Raw genomic sequence first — 17,513 nt, forward strand, 5'->3', positions numbered from 1 at the left:
CCCGACAGACATTCGCACTCTATAATCAGGGGACGAACTGTTCAGGCAGAAATTTCTTCGACGGATTTCCCACGACTCAGTGCGATCTGCTGCGGAGTACGCAGCCGCCGCAAACCATCGAGGGTCGCTTTGACCAGATTATGCGGGTTATGAGAGCCGATACACTTGGTCAGAATATTATGAACACCTACCGCTTCGAGCACGGCGCGGACCGCCCCGCCGGCAATAACACCGGTTCCTTCTACTGCGGGTTTCAGCATGACATTGCCAGCGCCAAACTTCCCAAAAACCTCATGCGGGATACTCATGTTGGTTATGGAAACACTTTTCATGTCCTTGCGTGCCTGCTCAACCCCTTTCCTGATTGCCTCGGGAACCTGATTGGCTTTACCAAGACCGCAACCGACCTTTCCTTTTCCATCACCAACAACAACAATGGCGCTGAAGCTGAAACGACGTCCACCTTTGACTACCTTCGCAGTCCTGTTGATATGAACGATCTTTTCAATAAACTCGTCGCCACTTGTGTTCTTATTAAAATCTGCCAAGGTTCACCCCCAAATTGCTTTGGATTTTTTTACAGGGATAAGAATTTTTTTTCATGCACAGCCAATTAGAAATCAAGACCGCCTTCACGGGCACCATCCGACAGAGCCTTGACCCGGCCATGATACAGATAGCCACCCCGATCGAAAACCACCTTTTCAATACCTTTGCCTTTGGCAAGTTCGGCGATCTTCAACCCGACCTGACGCGCCTTCTCGGCTTTTCCCTTGATATCAGCGGCAATCATCCCTTTATCCACAGTGGACATGGCAGCCAAGGTGTTTCCGGCAACATCGTCTATAATCTGGCAATAGATATGTTTGGCGCTTTTAAAGACTCGCAACCGAGGTCTCTCCGGAGTCCCGGCAATATTTTTCCTGATCCGCTTAACCCGCTTTTCACGAGCAATCTCTTTCGGATTTGTCTTACCCATTGTTTTGCCTTATAAATATTTATCTCTTGCAAGCCGCGTAAAGATTACGCGGTCCCTCTACTTCTTAGAAGCAGATTTACCAGCCTTCCGGGCTATGTATTCATCCGTGTAGCGAATGCCTTTCCCCTTATAGGGCTCAGGCGGACGCACTGCGCGGATTTTCGCGGCAGTTTCACCAAGCAGCTCTTTATCAATGCAATCCAAGGTGACATTGTTTGCTTTGTCGACCTCAGCGGTAACCCCTTTTGGAAGGTCAAACGCCACCGGATTGGAATAGCCAACGCTGAGGTTCAAAACAGAGCCCTTGACCTCGGCCCGGTAACCAACCCCTTCTATAGACAATTTTTTCTGGAACCCCTTATCCACACCAATAATCATATTGTTGACTAAGGTCCGGGTAAGGCCAGAGAAGGCCCTGGTCCTTTTACTGTTGTCCTTCCGGACAACGATCAGGTTATCACCTTCTGCCTGCAGGCCAATCTCAGGGCGGATATTCCGCTCCAGGGTCCCTTTGGGCCCGGCGACCTTAACGTACGTTCCATTTATATCAAGCTTAATCCCTTTAGGTACAGAGATAGGTTGATTGCCAATCCTCGACATGACGACTCTCCACTCGTTACGAAATACTCAATAGTTAGCAATTACAAATTCGAACTACCAAACTTCACAGAGAAGCTCGCCACCAATTTTCATGGACCGTGCTTCTTTATCCGTAAAAATTCCTTTGGAAGTCGAAATAATCGCGATACCAAGGCCACTCATTACCTTGGGGATCTGGTCATGCTTCACATAAATGCGGCGGCCCGGCTTGCTGACCCGCTTCAGGTTCGTAATAATCCGCTCATTGTTCTGGTCGTATTTCATTTCAATACGCAAAACACCTTGCGTGTCCGTATCAAGGACCTGATAGTCATTGATGAAACCTTCCTTTTTCAGGATCGCGGCAACACCGGTTTTCACTTTCGAAAGCGGCATTTCAACAGTCTCGAACTTGACCATGCCGGCATTTCTTATCCTGGTCAGCATATCAGCCAGGGGGTCAGTCATGCACATAGTGCTTGCTCCCTATGATGTTTTTTAAAACAAACAGTTAACATATCTACGGCGATCACAATCAACACTGTTACCAACTTGATTTGGTAACACCGGTAATTTCACCACGATTAGCCAAGCTCCGGAAACAGATACGGCATACCCCGAATTTCCGATAAAAGGCTCTCGACCGGCCGCACAACCCGCAACGGTTATAAGCCCTCACTGGAAACTTCGGCGTCCGCTTGCACTTTGCTATCAAAGACTTTTTAGCCAACTTCTTCCTCCTTACCCTGTGCTATTTCCTGAAGGGCATTCCCATTACTTTCAAAAGAAACCGACCTTCATCATCAGACTCGGCGGTCGTAGTAATCGCTATATTGAGTCCCTTGATTTTGTCGATTTTATCATAATCAATTTCAGGGAAGATGATATGCTCTTTGATGCCCATGGCATAATTCCCGCGCCCATCAAACGACTTCAGGGATAACCCGCGGAAATCCCGGACTCGCGGCAAGGCAATGTGAACCAGCTTGGCAAAAAAATCATACATCCGGTCGCCACGGAGCGTTACCCGGCAACCAATGGGCACTCCAGCACGCAACTTAAACCCGGCGATGGATTTCTTCGCTTTGGTAACAACCGCCTTCTGCCCAGCAATCATGGTCAGTTCCTGAACCGCACTGTCGATGATCTTCGGGTTCTGCACAGCCTCACCCAAGCCCATATTCAGTACGATCTTGGTGATCTTCGGCACCTGCATGATGTTCTGGTAGCCGAATTCCTGCATAAGCTGCGGGACACACTCGCCCTGATATATCTCTTTTACCCCAGCCATTCTTGCCTCCAAAAAAAAAATCAGGACCTCTTAGGCTTTCGCCTCTACAGATTCAGTACATTTCTTGCAAATGCGAACCTTAGATCCATCTTCCAGTATTTTTTTGCCTACCCGTGAAGTCTTTGAACATTTCGGACAAATCACCATCAGGTTGGAAGCATCAATGGCCGCCTCCTTCTCAATGATTCCGCCCTGCTGATTCGTTTGACTGGGCTTCGTATGCCGTTTTATCATGTTGATCTTTTCGACAATGGCTTTGCCATCGGTCGCATTGACCTTGATGACCTTGCCGACCCGACCTTTGTCCTTGCCGGCGATCACCTCAACCTGATCATTAACTTTCAAATGTGTTTTTGCTCTCATGCCTTCAGCCTCTCAACCGCCCAAAATCACGAACGGGGGAACTCTTTGAATATCCAGATCTTCGTTTCATCCGCAGTTACAGAACCTCAGGAGCCAAGGAAATAATCTTCATATACCCCTTCGGACGCAACTCCCTGGCAACCGGTCCAAAAATACGACTGCCAACCGGTTCCCCTGAATTTGCCAGCAATACGGCGGAGTTATCATCAAAGCGAACAATCGTATCATCCTCGCGACGAATCTCTTTAACAGTCCTTACCACGACTGCCCTGAGAACATCGCCCTTCTTAACTTTCGCGTTCGGGATCGCCTCTTTGACAGTGACAACAATAACATCGCCAACCGAGGCATACCGACGCCTGGTCCCGCCCAAAACTCTTATACAAAGAACCTTCTTGGCGCCTGAATTATCTGCTACATTAAGTACGGTTTCTGTTTGTATCATTTCTTCACCAACCGCAGAAAACTTTACAAGTACCAAACAAAATGCCTGGGACTTAGTTATCAAAAACCGCTAATTACACGGCCTTCTCGATGACTTCCATAATCCGCCACCGTTTATTCTTGCTCAGCGGGCGGCACTCTTCAATCAGAACCCTGTCGCCAACGCTGCAGCTGTTTTCCGGGTCATGAACCATGCATTTAGCATGCTGACGCATGAACTTCCCATACAGTTTATGGGGAACAAGGCGCTCGGTTTGCACAATAGCACTCTTGTCCATCTTGGTGCTGACAATGATACCAACCCTTGTCTTCTTATTCGATTTTTCATCAACCATGAATGTATCCTACCCGATAGCGTTATCAATTGACGCAAGCACTAAAAAAACACCAGTATTCTTGGCCAGAAACTACCTGTTACGCAGTATGCGCCGTAAGAGCAGTTTGCATCCGGGCAATTTCTTTACGCAACTGCCGCAGTTTTGCCGTATTCTCCAAGGGACGGATGCCGTGTTGGAATTTCAATTTAAAATGCTCTTCCGACAACTCCCGCACCTTGGCAACAAGCGCTTCTTGCCCAAGCTCACGTATATCTTTCATCTTCATAAAGTCGTCCCCACATAAATCACTTTAGTCGGGAAAGGCAGTTTATTGGCGGCCAATCTCAATGCCTCTCGGGCCAAATCATCATCAACCCCGGCCAACTCGTACAGGATACGCCCCGGCTTTACCTGGGCAACCCAATATTCCGGATTTCCCTTGCCTTTTCCCATTCTGGTTTCCGCAGGCTTCTTGGTAATTGGCTTGTCCGGAAAAACACGGATCCACAACTGCCCTGTTCTCTTAATCTTTCTATTGATTGCAATACGAGCCGCCTCAATCTGCTGGGCGGTCATCTTGCCGCAGCCAACAGCCTTCAGGGCATATTCACCGAAAGAGAAGCCAGACCCGCGATACGCCGCGCCGGTCAAGCGACCCTTAAACATCTTTCTGTGTTTTACTTTTTTTGGACTTAACATCTGTATATCCTATCTGTGACTGACTTTTTTAAAGCCGTTTCACCCGGCAACGAGTTATTCGGCAATCTGGTCGGCAGCACTTAGAACTTCACCCTTGAAGATCCAAACCTTAACGCCGATTTTGCCATAGGTGGTATTGGCTTCCGCCATACCATAATCCACATCAGCACGAAGAGTATGCAGAGGGACACGTCCCTCCCGTACCCATTCCTGACGAGCAATTTCTGCGCCGCCCAACCGGCCTGAACACGCGATCTTAACACCTTTGGCACCGAACTTCAAGGCCATATTTACTGACTTCTTCATGGCACGACGGAAGGCCACACGTCTTTCGAGTTGCAAGGCGATATTTTCAGCAACCAACTGCGCATCTGCCTCAGGACGGCGGACCTCTTGAATATCAAGGACACACTCTTTGCCCGTCAACTTATCAATTTCAGCCTTCAGGACTTCAATCTCGGTCCCTTTTTTACCGATAACAATGCCAGGCCGAGCAGTATGGAGCTTAATCCGGAGTTTGTCACCGGTGCGGGCTATCTGAATTTTGGAAATGCCAGCATGAAAGAGCCGCTTTTTGAGAAACTTCCTAAGGCTCTGATCCTCAAGAAATTTTTTGGCATAATCCTTGTCGGCGTACCAGATGGAGTCCCAGGTACGTATAATATTCAGTCGTAAACCTATCGGATTAACTTTCTGGCCCAAAACCTTCCTCCATTCTCATTAATATGCAACTCAAAGTACAAACGAATACCTTCTTGCTTCTGTATTCAATTATTGCTCGTCCAAAACAACAGTTATATGGCTCGTTCTTTTAAGAATCCTGTTCGCGCGGCCTTGAGCCCGCGGCATAATTCTCTTCAACATGGGCCCGCCGTCTATGAAAATAGCTTTCACATACAGGGTATCGACATCGATACTCTCATTCTGACTAGCGTTGGCCACCGCAGATTCAATTACCTTTTTCAGCAGTCGGGCGCCTTTCTTAGGCAAAAAACGCAGAGCGTTTATTGCGTAATCGACACTTTTCCCACGCACCAAATCAGCAACCAACCTGGCTTTTTGCGGCGAAATCCTTATATAACGAGCAAGCGCTTTTGCTTCCATCGAATGAACTCCTTTCTTTACCTGACAACCGTGTCCGGCTTAGCAGCTTTTATTTCTTTTTCTTCCTATCCGCTGCGTGACCATGGTAGGTGCGGGTCGGAGAAAACTCGCCGAGCTTATGCCCCACCATATTTTCGGTCACGAAAACCGGGATGAACTTTTTGCCATTATGCACAGCAAAGGTGAGTCCAACCATGTCCGGAATTACATCAGAGCGTCGGGACCAGGTTTGGATAACCTTTCTGGAGCCCTCGTCTTTGGCCTTCATGACCTTTGCCATCAAATGGTCATCTACAAATGGACCTTTTTTAACTGAACGTCCCACTTGTAACCCCCTAATTATGATCTTTTCTTAACAATGAATTTGTCGGATAACTTCTTGCCACGTGTTTTATAGCCCTTTGTGGGGACACCCCACGGAGAACAAGGATGGCGACCACCTGAGCTTTTACCCTCACCACCACCCATTGGATGATCAACTGGGTTCATGGCAACACCACGAACCTTGGGCCGGTTCCCTTTCCAGCGACTGCGGCCAGCCTTACCAAGCTTCTGGCTTTCATGTTCCTTATTTCCAACCTGACCGATACAGGCCCGGCATTTCCGATGAAACTTGCGCACTTCGCCAGAGGGTAATTTGACCGTTACATACTCACCCTCCTTGGCCATAAGTTGCGCGGAAACACCAGCGCTTCTCACAAGTTGCGCACCCTTGCCGATTTTCATCTCAAGGTTGTGGATAATGCTGCCCAGCGGCATGTTCCCCATGGGCAAACAATTGCCTGGCTTGATATCAACAGTCTCGCCCGCAACAACGGTATCGCCAATCTTGATGCCCAGCGGAGAAAGGATATAGCATTTTTCCCCATCGACATAATTCAGCAAAGCCAAATTAGCTGAACGATTCGGATCGTATTCAATGGCTGCAACTTTTGCAGGGATATCCAATTTTTCCCGCTTGAAATCGATCAACCGATACTTCCGCTTATGACCTCCACCAATATGCCTGGATGTAACGCGGCCATTGTTGTTCCTTCCCCCGGTCTTACTCAGGGGCCGAATCAATGATTTCTGCGGCTTATCCTTTGACAACTCGGGATTGACAACTGTAACCAGTGATCTTCTGCCCGGTGATGTAGGTTTATAGGTCTTTAATGCCATTTCAAACCCCGATAATATTTAAATTACGTATTCGTAACAAAAAATTACAACTCTTGCCGACGAGACTTTCCCTTAAATTTTCTCAAGGAAATCAATCTTATTCCCTTCTTCAAGAGTAACAATGGCCTTCTTCCAGTCAGACTGCTGTCCGAAGCTCTTGCCCACACGTTTTTTCTTGCCATGCATATTTGCGGTTCGCACCTTGGCGACCTTGACGCTGAACAGTCTTTCAACGGCATCTTTGATCTCAATTTTATTGGCGCGGGGATCAACCTTGACAACAACCTGATTGTTGGTCTCCTGCAAGCCAAGAGCCTTTTCTGTCAGGCAAGGCTTTTTAATAATGCTGAACATGTTTTTCATGACAACAACCTCTCTTCCAGCTGGCCAATGCAAGGCTGCAGTAGAACAATATGTTTGTGGAGCAAAATGTCATAAACATTCAGCCCTGCCGTCGGAATAACCTTAAAACCCTGCACATTGCGAGACGAGCGCTCAAGATGATCATCACGCTCAGGAATTACGATCAAGGCATTCTCGATCTTCAGGTTGTTCATCACCCCGATAAATCGCTTGGTCTTGATTTCATCAATTTTGAAATTATCAAGGACCAATACCAGATTATCGCTAAAGCGAGAGCTCAAAGCCATGCGCAGGCCGAGCTTCTTAACCTTCTTGGGAACCTTGAAGGAATAATCGCGGGGCTTGGGGCCAAAAACTACGCCACCACCGCGCCAGAGAGGAGAAGTGCGACTCCCGGCCCGAGCGCGACCAGTACCTTTCTGCTTCCAAGGCTTCTTGCCGCCGCCGCGCACTTCTGTCCTGGTTTTGGTACAGGCAGTACCAGCCCGGCGAGCAGCACGCTGCATTCTCACAATTTCATGGATAATATGGGGATTGACTGGAACGGCAAACAAGTTGTCGTTCAACTCAAGATCACCCACTTTCACATTGTCTACATTGAATATTTCAGTAACTGCCATTTCCGGCACCCCCAAAATAAATCTTAAGGAAACTAAGACTCATTATTTTGTATAAATATGTAGCAAACCCTGCTTTGCGCCAGGCACGCCGCCTTTGACGACAAGCACATTTTGCTCCGGCCGGATATCCATAATGGTCACGTTTTTCTTGGTGATCATATTCGTGCCCATATGCCCAGGCATCTTCTTCCCTTTAATAACCCGGCTCGGCCAGGCGCTACAACCAATGGAGCCGGGAGCACGATGGAACATGGAACCATGGCCAGAGGGGCCGCCCTTAAAACCATGCCTTCGTATAACACCCTGAAAACCACGGCCCTTCACAGCCCCGCTCACATCGATGATGTCGCCGACCTTGAAAAGATCCGAGACCAAGAGTGCCTGCCCCACTTCAAACTGGCTGGGATCTGCAACCCGGAACTCCTTGATATGATAAAAGCCGCCTTTTCCGGATGCCTTAACATGTCCAGCATCCGGCTTATTCAAGCGAGACTCTTTCTTGGAGCCAAACCCAACCTGAATGGCATCGTATCCTTCCCCGGAAACGGTTTTCTTCTGAAGCACCACACAGGGTCCAGTTTCAATGACCGTTACCGCAACGGCAGAGCCGTTTTCGGTATAGATCCGGGTCATGCCAATCTTCTTCCCCAGTAATCCTAATTTTTTAGGCATTGTTCCTACCTGTTTTTTTCTTCTCTAGACAGCAACTGTACCGTTACCCAGTACAACCGTTTCATAATCCTAAAGCTTGATTTCGACGTCAACGCCAGCGGAAAGTTCGAGCTTCATAAGTGCATCAATGGTCTGCTGCGTCGGCTCAAGTATGTCCAACAGCCGTCTGTGGGTGCGCATTTCAAACTGCTCGCGGGACTTCTTATCCACATGCGGAGACCGCAACACACAAAACTTGTTGATCGTGGTCGGCAGAGGAATCGGCCCAGCAACAGTTGCACCAGTACGCTTTGCAGTATCGACAATCTCAGAGGTGGATTGATCGATAAGCTTATGGTCGTACCCCTTAAGCCTGATGCGTATTTTCTGTGTCTGAATCATGCTCGCTCCACCTTATTCGATAATTTTATTGATAACGCCGGCGCCCACGGTACGGCCGCCTTCGCGAATCGCGAAACGAAGTCCTTCTTCCATCGCGATCGGGGTGATCAACTGTCCTTCGATGGTCACGTTGTCACCGGGCATTACCATCTCAACGCCCTCTTGCAGCTGCACTACTCCGGTCACGTCCGTGGTCCGGAAGTAAAACTGCGGGCGATACCCGTTGAAAAACGGGGTGTGACGTCCGCCCTCATCCTTGGACAGGATGTAGGCTTCGGCAACGAATTTGGTATGCGGGGTGATGGAACCCGGTTTGGCCAGAACCTGACCGCGCTCGATATCCTCACGCTTCAGACCGCGGAGGAGCACGCCCACGTTATCGCCGGCCATGCCCTCATCGAGAAGCTTGCGGAACATCTCCACCCCGGTGACCGTGGTCTTGGCCGTTGCCCGGATGCCGACAACCTCGATCTCTTCCCCAACCTTTACTTTACCGCGCTCGATACGACCGGTGGCTACCGTGCCACGGCCGGAGATGGAGAAGACATCTTCCACCGGCATCAAAAACGGCTTGTCGATGTCGCGGGCCGGCTCAGGAATAAAGCTATCACAGGCATCCATCAGGTCCCAGATGCACTTGGCCGCAGCCTCGTCTTCCGGATTCTCCAAAGCCTTCAAAGCGCTGCCCTGGATAATCGGGGTGTCGTCGCCGGGGAAATTATATTTGGTCAGAAGCTCACGCAGCTCCATGTCCACCAGCTCGATGAGCTCGGGATCGTCAACCATATCGCACTTGTTCATGAAGACGACCATGGAGGGAACACCTACCTGACGGGCAAGCAGGATGTGCTCACGGGTCTGCGGCATGGGGCCGTCCGTGGCGGCAACCACCAGGATAGCGCCGTCCATCTGCGCCGCACCGGTGATCATATTCTTGATGTAGTCCGCATGGCCCGGGCAGTCCACATGGGCGTAATGACGCTTGTTGGACTCGTATTCCACATGGGCGGTCGCAATGGTGATACCGCGCTCTTTTTCTTCCGGAGCCTTGTCGATCTGGTCAAAGGCTGTCGCTTTGGCAAAGCCCTTGGTGGCCAATACCCGGGTAATGGCCGCGGTCAGGGTGGTCTTGCCATGGTCGATGTGGCCGATCGTCCCAATATTTACATGCGGTTTCTTGCGCTCAAATTTCTCTTTTGCCATGTCTTTTCCTCTTTCTTTGCTTGCGTCTCTCGACTTAAAGGCCTCGAATCCGCTTAATTATCTTTCCACTTATATGATCCGGCACCCTGTCATATGCGGCAAATTGCATGGTGAAATTTGCCCGCCCCTGGGTGGCGGAACGTAAATCCGTTGAGTAGCCAAACATCTCAGCCAGAGGCACCTGCGCTTTCACTGCCTGCCTGGCACCGTCCCGGCTGTCCATCCCGTGTATTTTTGCCCGCTTGGCAGTCAAATCGGAAATTACCTCGCCGAGATATGACTCGGGCAAGATTATTTCCACATCCATAACCGGCTCCAACAAAACCGGGCCCGCCTCGGACACCGCCTTGCGGAAAGCCATGGCCGCGGCCACCCCAAAGGCTTGTTCGGTCGAATCCTCATCGCGATAGGAACCGTCAACCAAACTGACTTTCAGGTCAACAATCGGAAAGCCGATCAAGGTTCCGGCATCCAGGCTATCGTGTACCGCCTTTTCTATGGCCGGAATAATTGCCGGCGGGATAACATCCTCGGCAATACAACTTTCAAAGCGAAAACCTTCGCCGCGCTCAAGGGGCTCGACCTGCAACCAGACATGCCCATACTGGCTTTTACCAGCGGTGGTCGGATGCTCAAACTTTCCTTCCGCCTTGCCGAGAGCGGTTACGGTTTCCTTATAGGCAACCTGTGGCTTGCCGATATTGGCCCCGACCTTGAACTCCCGGATAAGCCGGTCAACAATAATTTCAAGGTGCAGCTCGCCCATCCCTGAAATAAGGGTCTGGCCCGAATCAGGATCGATGGACACGGTAAAGGAGGGATCTTCCAAGGCAATCTTCGCCAGACTGTCCCTCAACTTTTCTTCGTCCGCCTTCCCTTTGGGCTCAATGGCAACGCTGATAACCGGCTCGGGAAAATCCATGGTATCGAGAGTAAAGGTATCTCCCGACTCACAGAGTGAATCCCCGGTGATGGAAAAGCGTAACCCAACCACTGCTCCAATATCACCGGCCTTCAGCTCACCAACCTCTTCCCTTTTGTTGGCGTGCATCTTGACAATTCGGCCAATCTTTTCCTTTTTCTTCTTCCCTGGGTTATACACCCTATCCCCGACTTTAATTACGCCGGAATAGACGCGCACATACGCAAGGATATCCACAAAAGGATCGGATGTCAGTTTGAAAACAAGGGCGGACAGATTCTCATCGTCGCTTGCCTTTCTCGTTTCCAACCCACCATCTGCATTAACTCCCTGCACCGGAGGCGCATCAAGAGGCGAAGGCAGATAGGCGACTACTGCGTCCAGTAATGGCTGCACCCCTTTATTCTTAAAGGAGCTGCCACACAGGACTGGCACGATATCAAGGTTCAACGTTGCAGCCCTGATTGCCCGGTTGATCTCATCAACCGTTACAACTTGCTCATTCAGAAATTTTTCCATGACCCCATCATCGAAGTCGGCCAACTTCTCGATAAGGGCCATCCGTGCGGCCGTTGATTCTTTTTTGAATTCATCGGGGACAGGCTCGTACTCAACCTTGAATCCCTTTGTATCTTCATCAAAGCGCATCATCTTCTCTTCGACGAGATCAATGATGCCCCTAAATGTCTCTTCCTTTCCGACCGGGAGCTGGAGAGGGAAAGGATTTGCTCCCAACCTCTCCTTCAGCATCACAACGCAACGCTGAAAATCCGCGCCGAGCCGGTCCATCTTGTTTATGTAGGCAATCCTGGGGATCTTGTAATGATCCGCCTGCCGCCATACGGTTTCAGACTGGGGCTCAACCCCTCCCACCGCACAAAAAATCGCGATGGCGCCGTCCAAAACCCTGAGGCACCGTTCCACCTCAACGGTGAAATCAACATGCCCCGGTGTGTCTATGATATTGATGGTGTGGCCTTTCCACTCACAGGTTGTGGCAGCCGATGTAATGGTTATGCCGCGCTCCTGCTCCTGCTCCATCCAGTCCATAACGGCATTGCCATCATGAACCTCACCCATCCTATGTGAACGCCCTGTATAAAAAAGAATGCGTTCCGTTGTTGTTGTCTTGCCTGCATCAATATGGGCCATGATGCCTATATTGCGCAGGTACTGCAGCGAATCTTTCCCAGCCACTCTTTTTCCCCTGGTCACTTATTTACAGGCTGCACAAGCCCAGCCCGTCCGACAAGGATTGGTGTTAATACCTCCTCCCCATCGTTTTGTCAACCAAGGAAAACCAAGAGCCCAAGAATTACCAGCGGTAATGGGCAAACGCCTTGTTGGCATCGGCCATGCGGTGCGTATCTTCGCGTTTCTTTACAGCAGCGCCACGGTTGTTGTAGGCATCGGCAAGTTCGCCGGCCAGCTTGTCAGCCATGGTTTTCCCAGGTCTTTTCTGGGCGAAGTTAACCAACCAGCGAATTGCCAGGGCATTTCTCCGCTCAGGGCGAACCTCGACCGGCACCTGATAGGTAGCACCACCAACCCGACGGGATTTCACCTCGAGACGGGGACGCACCTTCTCCATGGCTTTCTCAAACACCACAATAGGATCGGCCTCGGTGATGCGGCTCTCGATCATATCCATGGCACCGTAAAAAATGCCGCGGGCGATGCTCTTTTTGCCACACTCCATCAAGGCGTTGACAAACTTCGAAACCAGCACACTATTGAAACGCGGATCCGGTTCAATCCCACGCCTTGCTACAAGTCTTTTCCTAGGCATCTCTAAAACTCCTTCTCAAGCAGTAGGCAAACCGCTTATTTCGGCCGCTTGGCTCCGTACTTGGAACGACCCTGCTTACGGTTAGCAACGCCAAGCGTGTCCAAGGTGCCGCGAATGATATGGTAGCGGACACCGGGAAGATCCTTCACCCTGCCACCGCGAATCAGGACAACAGAATGCTCCTGAAGATTATGGCCAATACCGGGGATGTATGAGGTAACCTCGATCCCGTTGGTCAGCCGTACCCTGGCAACCTTTCTCAGCGCCGAGTTTGGCTTCTTGGGGGTAGTGGTATACACACGGACGCAAACACCACGCTTCTGCGGAGAACCTTTCAACGCAGGCGTATTGGTCTTGCTCATCTTGCTTTTCCGTCCGTGCCGCACCAGCTGGTTAATGGTTGGCATTGAAATCGACTCCCCTATTACTGATATTAATTAGTAGCATCTCCCGCTGCCCAAAATCACTGCGCGGCATAGGAAAACGGCATATTTACTCGAAGGGCGAATGCTTGTCAAGGCAAATATATATTAATTGTCCTTGCCCGTAACGTACTCATCAAAGCCTGTGCCTGCTGGAACCAAACGGCCCATGATCACGTTCTCTTTCAGCCCCCGCAAGGTATCGATCTTCCCGGCCATGGCCGCGTTGGTCAAGACCTTGGTGGTCTCCTGGAAGGAGGCTGCGGAGATGAAGCTGTCCGTGCTGAGGGAGGCCTTGGTCACCCCAAGGAGCAACGGCTCTGCGGTTGCCGGGCGGCCATCTTCCAGGAGAAGTTTCTCGTTCTCCTCCTTAAAACGCCACCACTCGACATGCTCACCCAGCATGAAAGTGGAATCGCCCACCCCAGTGATCTGAACCCGACGCAGCATCTGGCGGACGATTACCTCGATGTGTTTGTCGTTGATCTTTACCCCCTGCAGTCGATACACCTCCTGGATTTCATTCACCAGGAACTTGGCCAGCTCCTTGACGCCCATAACCCGGAGAATGTCATTCGGGTCAGGGGAGCCGTCCATCAACGCCTCCCCGGCCTTGACATAGTCTCCCTCGTGTACGCTGACGTGCTTGCCTTTGGGGATGAGATATTCCTTGGCCTCACCCACCTCCGGGGTAATCACCACCCGTTTCTTACCCTTGAGATCCTTGCCAAGGCTTACCTGGCCGTCGATCTCGGTAATGACCGCATACTCCTTGGGCTTGCGAACCTCAAAGAGTTCGGCAATTCTGGGGAGACCGCCGGTAATATCCTTTGTTTTCGTGGTTTCCCGCGGGATCTTGCCCAGCACGGTTCCCGGCTCAATGACGGTGTCTTCCGCCACCGCGATCAGGGCGCCAACCGGCAGGGAATATCGAGCCGGAGAGCCAGTTTTCGGCAGTTTTGCCGTCTTCCCGGTCTCATCCTTCAGGGTAATCCGCGGGTTATGCTGCCCGGAGCGGGAAGGCACGATGACATGGCTTGATTTCCCGGTAACCGGGTCAACACGCTCCTGCATGGTGACACCCTCCAGGATGTCGCCGAATTTAACCACACCGCCGATCTCGCTGACGATGGGAATGGTGTACGGATCCCAATTGGCGATCAGGGTGTCGGGCTCGATTTCCGAACCCTCCTTGACAAAGATCTGCGCGCCATAGTTTATCTGATAGCGTTCCCGTTCACGGCCCTGGGAACCGACGATGACCACGGCCGCATTCCGGTTCATGACAATCATGGTCCCGGCAATATTCTGAACATAGTGCATGTTATGGAACTGCACGGTCCCGCCATGTTGGCAACGGACCTCGGCCTGTTCCACGCTCCGGCTTGCCGTACCACCGATATGGAAGGTCCGCATGGTGAGCTGGGTGCCGGGCTCGCCGATGGACTGCGCCGCGATGATGCCGACCGCCTCGCCCATGTTGACCATGTGCCCACGGCCAAGATCACGGCCATAGCAGGAACTGCAGACCCCGCGCCGCGCCTGACAGGTGAGCACGGAACGGATCATGACCCGATCAATGCCGGCTTGCTCGATAAGATTGACCTTCTCTTCGGTAATCTCTTCGTTGGCCTCGACCAGAATCTCGCCGTTAAAGGGATCGACCACGTCTTCCAGGGCGACACGCCCCAAAATCCGATCGCCCACCCGCTGGATCACCTCGCCGCCTTCGAGCAGGGCTTCCATCAAAATTCCGTCCAGGGTTTCACAATCCTTCTCGATGATGGTTGCATCCTGGGCCACGTCAACCAGCCGTCGGGTCAGATATCCGGAGTTGGCCGTTTTCAGAGCCGTATCTGCCAAACCTTTCCGCGCGCCATGGGTGGAAATAAAATATTCCAGAACGTTCAGACCTTCCCGGAAGTTTGCCTTGATCGGGGTCTCGATGATCGCGCCGGAAGGCTTGGCCATCAAGCCGCGCATCCCGGCGAGCTGCCGGATCTGGTCCCGGCTACCGCGGGCGCCGGAGTCGGCCATGATATAGATGGAATTGAAGCTGGGAGACTCAAACAGCTTGTTATCCTTGTCACGCAGGTACTGGACGCTCATCTCCTTCATCATTTCGTTGGCCACATCATCCGTGGAGCGCGACCAGATATCAACGATCTTGTTGTACTTTTCACCATCGGTGATCAAGCCGTCCCGGTATTGCTGCTCAACCTCGGTCACCGCACTTTCGGCTTGCGCCAGCCGGTCATCCTTGGTCACCGGAATCATCATGTCGTTGATGCAGATGGAGATCGAGGCCCTGGTGGAGAACTCGTAGCCCATGTCCTTCAAGCGATCAGCCAGAATAACCGTGGCCTTGGTGCCGGCATGACGATAGGTATGATCAATGAGTTTGGCCAGCTGCTTTTTGCCCATCACCTGGTTGACATGGCTGAAGGGCACATTCTCCGGCAGAAGTTCGCCGAGCAGAACCCGGCCCACCGTGGTTTCCACGAACTCACCCTGACGCCGCACCTTGATCTTGGCCTGCAAATGCACGGCCCCGTGGTCATAGGCCATCCGCACCTCAACCGGCGAGCTGAAGGCCTTGCCCTCGCCCTCGGCGAAATGGCGATCCCGGGTCATGTAGTAGAGACCGAGAACGATATCCTGGGAGGGGATGATAACCGGCTCACCATGGGCCGGGGAAAGGATATTGTTGGTGGACATCATCAGAACCCGGGCTTCCATCTGCGCCTCAACCGTAAGGGGCACATGCACGGCCATCTGGTCGCCGTCAAAGTCCGCGTTGAAGGCGGCACAGACCAACGGATGCAACTGAATGGCCTTGCCCTCAATCAGCACCGGCTCAAAAGCCTGCATGCCGAGACGATGCAGGGTAGGCGCCCGGTTCAGCATGATGGGGTATTCCTTGACCACGTCGTCGAGAACGTCCCAGACCTCTTTGGTCCCTTTTTCCACCATCTTTCTGGCGCTCTTGATGGTCGTGACGTAACCAAGCATCTCCAGCTTGTTGTAGATAAAGGGCTTGAAGAGTTCCAGGGCCATCTTCTTCGGCAGACCGCACTGATGGAGCCTGAGATGCGGACCGACCACGATGACGGTACGACCGGAATAATCCACCCGTTTGCCGAGCAGGTTCTGCCGGAAACGACCCTGTTTGCCCTTGAGCATGTCGGAAAGTGATTTCAGCGGCCGCTTGTTGGGACCGGTGATAACCTTGCCGCGCCGACCATTGTCGAAGAGAACGTCCACCGCCTCCTGCAGCATCCGCTTCTCGTTGCGGATGATGATTTCCGGGGCATCCAACTCCAGCAGACGCTTCAACCGGTTGTTCCGGTTGATTACCCGCCGGTAGAGATCGTTGAGGTCGGAAGTGGCGAAACGTCCGCCTTCCAGAGGCACCAAAGGCCGCAGATCAGGGGGCAGAACCGGGATAACATCCAAAATCATCCAGTCGGGCTTGTTGCCGGATTCATGAAAGGCCTCGACCACATTGAGCCGCTTGGCCAGTTTTTTCCGTTTGGCCTCGGAACCTGTTTCCCGCATCTCCTGGCGAAGCACCTTGGACAGGGGCTCAAGATCGAGCTTCTGCATCATCTGCTGGATGGCGGCCGCGCCGATGCCAACGGTAAACTTGCCGGGGAAATCTTCCTTGGCTTGCCGATACCCTTCTTCGGTCAGCAAGGAGCTGACCGGCAAGGAGGGCTCATCGGAAGCGGTGATCACATAGGAATCAAAGTAGAGAACCTTTTCCAGTTCCTTGAGGGTCATATCGAGGATGTTGCCGATCTTGCTCGGCAGACTCTTGAGAAACCAGATGTGGGCCACGGGCGCGGCCAGTTCGATATGGCCCAAACGTTCCCGCCGGACCTTCGACTGGATAACCTCAACCCCACACTTTTCACAGACAACCCCACGGTGCTTCATGCGTTTGTATTTACCGCAATTGCATTCGTAATCCTTGACCGGGCCGAAAATCTTGGCGCAAAACAGCCCTTCCCGTTCAGGTTTAAAGGTCCGATAATTAATGGTCTCCGGTTTTTTCACCTCACCATGAGACCAGTCGCGAATTTTTTCCGGCGAGGCCAAGGAGATTCGCACGGCATTGAATTTTAACGGTCCTTTCGGATTGGAAAAAAAGCTGAAAAGTTCTTCCACGGCAGCACCCTTATCTATGTTGAATAATCAAATC

Annotated in this window: 24 protein-coding genes; all 24 read right to left on the reverse strand. The window is 51.6% G+C overall.

Features of this window, described 5'->3' with window-relative positions:
- Nucleotides 1-41: 41 nt before the first annotated feature.
- Nucleotides 42-548, reverse strand: coding sequence for a 30S ribosomal protein S5 (rpsE, locus tag ACZ46D_RS08855; RefSeq protein WP_464927079.1), 507 nt, complete (start codon nucleotides 546-548; stop codon nucleotides 42-44).
- A gap of 65 nt (nucleotides 549-613) precedes the next feature.
- Entirely contained in the window at nucleotides 614-979 is a 366-nt protein-coding gene (rplR, locus tag ACZ46D_RS08860) for a 50S ribosomal protein L18 (protein ID WP_464927080.1), read from the reverse strand.
- 57 nt (nucleotides 980-1,036) lie between these two features.
- Nucleotides 1,037-1,579 carry a 50S ribosomal protein L6 gene (gene rplF, locus ACZ46D_RS08865; RefSeq protein ID WP_464927081.1) on the reverse strand — a complete coding sequence of 181 codons (543 nt, stop codon included), beginning with the start codon at nucleotides 1,577-1,579 and terminating at the stop codon, nucleotides 1,037-1,039.
- Nucleotides 1,580-1,633: 54 nt separating this feature from the next.
- Nucleotides 1,634-2,032: a 30S ribosomal protein S8 gene (gene rpsH / locus ACZ46D_RS08870; protein WP_464927082.1), complete on the reverse strand. Its 399-nt coding sequence runs from the start codon at nucleotides 2,030-2,032 to the stop codon at nucleotides 1,634-1,636.
- A 70-nt stretch (nucleotides 2,033-2,102) separates the two neighbouring features.
- Complete coding sequence (locus ACZ46D_RS08875) at nucleotides 2,103-2,288, reverse strand: type Z 30S ribosomal protein S14 (protein ID WP_464927083.1); 186 nt, start codon at nucleotides 2,286-2,288, stop codon at nucleotides 2,103-2,105.
- A 21-nt stretch (nucleotides 2,289-2,309) separates the two neighbouring features.
- Entirely contained in the window at nucleotides 2,310-2,849 is a 540-nt protein-coding gene (rplE, locus tag ACZ46D_RS08880) for a 50S ribosomal protein L5 (RefSeq protein ID WP_464927084.1), read from the reverse strand.
- Nucleotides 2,850-2,879: 30 nt separating this feature from the next.
- Nucleotides 2,880-3,212, reverse strand: coding sequence for a 50S ribosomal protein L24 (rplX, locus tag ACZ46D_RS08885; protein WP_464927085.1), 333 nt, complete (start codon nucleotides 3,210-3,212; stop codon nucleotides 2,880-2,882).
- A gap of 76 nt (nucleotides 3,213-3,288) precedes the next feature.
- Nucleotides 3,289-3,657 (reverse strand): 50S ribosomal protein L14, encoded by a 369-nt coding sequence (rplN, locus tag ACZ46D_RS08890; protein WP_464927086.1) that lies wholly within the window; start codon nucleotides 3,655-3,657, stop codon nucleotides 3,289-3,291.
- Between the two features lie 73 nt (nucleotides 3,658-3,730).
- A complete protein-coding gene (gene rpsQ / locus ACZ46D_RS08895) occupies nucleotides 3,731-3,991 on the reverse strand; it encodes a 30S ribosomal protein S17 (RefSeq protein ID WP_464927087.1) in 261 nt (86 codons plus the stop codon).
- A 79-nt stretch (nucleotides 3,992-4,070) separates the two neighbouring features.
- A complete protein-coding gene (rpmC, locus tag ACZ46D_RS08900) occupies nucleotides 4,071-4,259 on the reverse strand; it encodes a 50S ribosomal protein L29 (protein WP_464927088.1) in 189 nt (62 codons plus the stop codon).
- Complete coding sequence (rplP, locus tag ACZ46D_RS08905) at nucleotides 4,256-4,672, reverse strand: 50S ribosomal protein L16 (RefSeq protein ID WP_464927089.1); 417 nt, start codon at nucleotides 4,670-4,672, stop codon at nucleotides 4,256-4,258. The genes rpmC and rplP overlap by 4 nt, the downstream gene beginning before the upstream one ends.
- A 54-nt stretch (nucleotides 4,673-4,726) precedes the next feature.
- Entirely contained in the window at nucleotides 4,727-5,374 is a 648-nt protein-coding gene (gene rpsC, locus ACZ46D_RS08910) for a 30S ribosomal protein S3 (RefSeq protein WP_464927090.1), read from the reverse strand.
- Nucleotides 5,375-5,443: 69 nt separating this feature from the next.
- The gene (gene rplV / locus ACZ46D_RS08915) at nucleotides 5,444-5,776 is read right to left on the reverse strand and encodes a 50S ribosomal protein L22 (protein WP_464927091.1); all 333 of its coding nucleotides are present in this window, start codon (nucleotides 5,774-5,776) and stop codon (nucleotides 5,444-5,446) included.
- A gap of 49 nt (nucleotides 5,777-5,825) precedes the next feature.
- Complete coding sequence (rpsS, locus tag ACZ46D_RS08920) at nucleotides 5,826-6,101, reverse strand: 30S ribosomal protein S19 (protein ID WP_464927092.1); 276 nt, start codon at nucleotides 6,099-6,101, stop codon at nucleotides 5,826-5,828.
- 14 nt (nucleotides 6,102-6,115) lie between these two features.
- Nucleotides 6,116-6,937 carry a 50S ribosomal protein L2 gene (gene rplB / locus ACZ46D_RS08925; protein WP_464927093.1) on the reverse strand — a complete coding sequence of 274 codons (822 nt, stop codon included), beginning with the start codon at nucleotides 6,935-6,937 and terminating at the stop codon, nucleotides 6,116-6,118.
- 72 nt (nucleotides 6,938-7,009) lie between these two features.
- Nucleotides 7,010-7,300 (reverse strand): 50S ribosomal protein L23, encoded by a 291-nt coding sequence (locus ACZ46D_RS08930; RefSeq protein WP_464927094.1) that lies wholly within the window; start codon nucleotides 7,298-7,300, stop codon nucleotides 7,010-7,012.
- Entirely contained in the window at nucleotides 7,297-7,920 is a 624-nt protein-coding gene (gene rplD, locus ACZ46D_RS08935; RefSeq protein ID WP_464927095.1) for a 50S ribosomal protein L4, read from the reverse strand. The genes ACZ46D_RS08930 and rplD overlap by 4 nt, the downstream gene beginning before the upstream one ends.
- 42 nt (nucleotides 7,921-7,962) lie before the next feature.
- Nucleotides 7,963-8,592, reverse strand: coding sequence for a 50S ribosomal protein L3 (gene rplC / locus ACZ46D_RS08940; RefSeq protein WP_464927096.1), 630 nt, complete (start codon nucleotides 8,590-8,592; stop codon nucleotides 7,963-7,965).
- A 69-nt stretch (nucleotides 8,593-8,661) separates the two neighbouring features.
- A complete protein-coding gene (rpsJ, locus tag ACZ46D_RS08945; RefSeq protein ID WP_307634065.1) occupies nucleotides 8,662-8,970 on the reverse strand; it encodes a 30S ribosomal protein S10 in 309 nt (102 codons plus the stop codon).
- 15 nt (nucleotides 8,971-8,985) lie between these two features.
- Nucleotides 8,986-10,176 (reverse strand): elongation factor Tu, encoded by a 1,191-nt coding sequence (gene tuf, locus ACZ46D_RS08950; protein WP_464927097.1) that lies wholly within the window; start codon nucleotides 10,174-10,176, stop codon nucleotides 8,986-8,988.
- A gap of 34 nt (nucleotides 10,177-10,210) precedes the next feature.
- On the reverse strand, nucleotides 10,211-12,295 hold the full coding sequence (fusA, locus tag ACZ46D_RS08955) for an elongation factor G (protein WP_464927098.1): 2,085 nt from the start codon (nucleotides 12,293-12,295) through the stop codon (nucleotides 10,211-10,213).
- A gap of 118 nt (nucleotides 12,296-12,413) precedes the next feature.
- A complete protein-coding gene (gene rpsG, locus ACZ46D_RS08960) occupies nucleotides 12,414-12,887 on the reverse strand; it encodes a 30S ribosomal protein S7 (protein WP_464927099.1) in 474 nt (157 codons plus the stop codon).
- Between the two features lie 35 nt (nucleotides 12,888-12,922).
- Nucleotides 12,923-13,294 (reverse strand): 30S ribosomal protein S12, encoded by a 372-nt coding sequence (rpsL, locus tag ACZ46D_RS08965; protein WP_464927100.1) that lies wholly within the window; start codon nucleotides 13,292-13,294, stop codon nucleotides 12,923-12,925.
- Between the two features lie 123 nt (nucleotides 13,295-13,417).
- Entirely contained in the window at nucleotides 13,418-17,479 is a 4,062-nt protein-coding gene (rpoC, locus tag ACZ46D_RS08970; protein WP_464927101.1) for a DNA-directed RNA polymerase subunit beta', read from the reverse strand.
- Between the last annotated feature and the right edge of the window lie 34 nt (nucleotides 17,480-17,513).

This window comes from Thiovibrio sp. Mzg5 (assembly GCF_055379285.1).

Excerpts from the sequence above, each read along its gene's own strand:
- ACZ46D_RS08930 (WP_464927094.1), bottom strand. The coding sequence starts at position 7,300 with ATGAAAAACATGTTCAGCATTATTAAAAAGCCTTGCCTGACAGAAAAG.
- rplB (WP_464927093.1), bottom strand. The coding sequence starts at position 6,937 with ATGGCATTAAAGACCTATAAACCTACATCACCGGGCAGAAGATCACTG.
- rpsL (WP_464927100.1), bottom strand. The coding sequence starts at position 13,294 with ATGCCAACCATTAACCAGCTGGTGCGGCACGGACGGAAAAGCAAGATG.
- rplD (WP_464927095.1), bottom strand. The coding sequence starts at position 7,920 with ATGGCAGTTACTGAAATATTCAATGTAGACAATGTGAAAGTGGGTGAT.
- rpsG (WP_464927099.1), bottom strand. The coding sequence starts at position 12,887 with ATGCCTAGGAAAAGACTTGTAGCAAGGCGTGGGATTGAACCGGATCCG.
- rpsQ (WP_464927087.1), bottom strand. The coding sequence starts at position 3,991 with ATGGTTGATGAAAAATCGAATAAGAAGACAAGGGTTGGTATCATTGTC.
- rplE (WP_464927084.1), bottom strand. The coding sequence starts at position 2,849 with ATGGCTGGGGTAAAAGAGATATATCAGGGCGAGTGTGTCCCGCAGCTT.
- tuf (WP_464927097.1), bottom strand. The coding sequence starts at position 10,176 with ATGGCAAAAGAGAAATTTGAGCGCAAGAAACCGCATGTAAATATTGGG.
- rplN (WP_464927086.1), bottom strand. The coding sequence starts at position 3,657 with ATGATACAAACAGAAACCGTACTTAATGTAGCAGATAATTCAGGCGCC.
- rplP (WP_464927089.1), bottom strand. The coding sequence starts at position 4,672 with ATGTTAAGTCCAAAAAAAGTAAAACACAGAAAGATGTTTAAGGGTCGC.
- rpsH (WP_464927082.1), bottom strand. The coding sequence starts at position 2,032 with ATGTGCATGACTGACCCCCTGGCTGATATGCTGACCAGGATAAGAAAT.
- rplR (WP_464927080.1), bottom strand. The coding sequence starts at position 979 with ATGGGTAAGACAAATCCGAAAGAGATTGCTCGTGAAAAGCGGGTTAAG.
- rplX (WP_464927085.1), bottom strand. The coding sequence starts at position 3,212 with ATGAGAGCAAAAACACATTTGAAAGTTAATGATCAGGTTGAGGTGATC.
- rpmC (WP_464927088.1), bottom strand. The coding sequence starts at position 4,259 with ATGAAGATGAAAGATATACGTGAGCTTGGGCAAGAAGCGCTTGTTGCC.
- rplF (WP_464927081.1), bottom strand. The coding sequence starts at position 1,579 with ATGTCGAGGATTGGCAATCAACCTATCTCTGTACCTAAAGGGATTAAG.
- rplC (WP_464927096.1), bottom strand. The coding sequence starts at position 8,592 with ATGCCTAAAAAATTAGGATTACTGGGGAAGAAGATTGGCATGACCCGG.
- rplV (WP_464927091.1), bottom strand. The coding sequence starts at position 5,776 with ATGGAAGCAAAAGCGCTTGCTCGTTATATAAGGATTTCGCCGCAAAAA.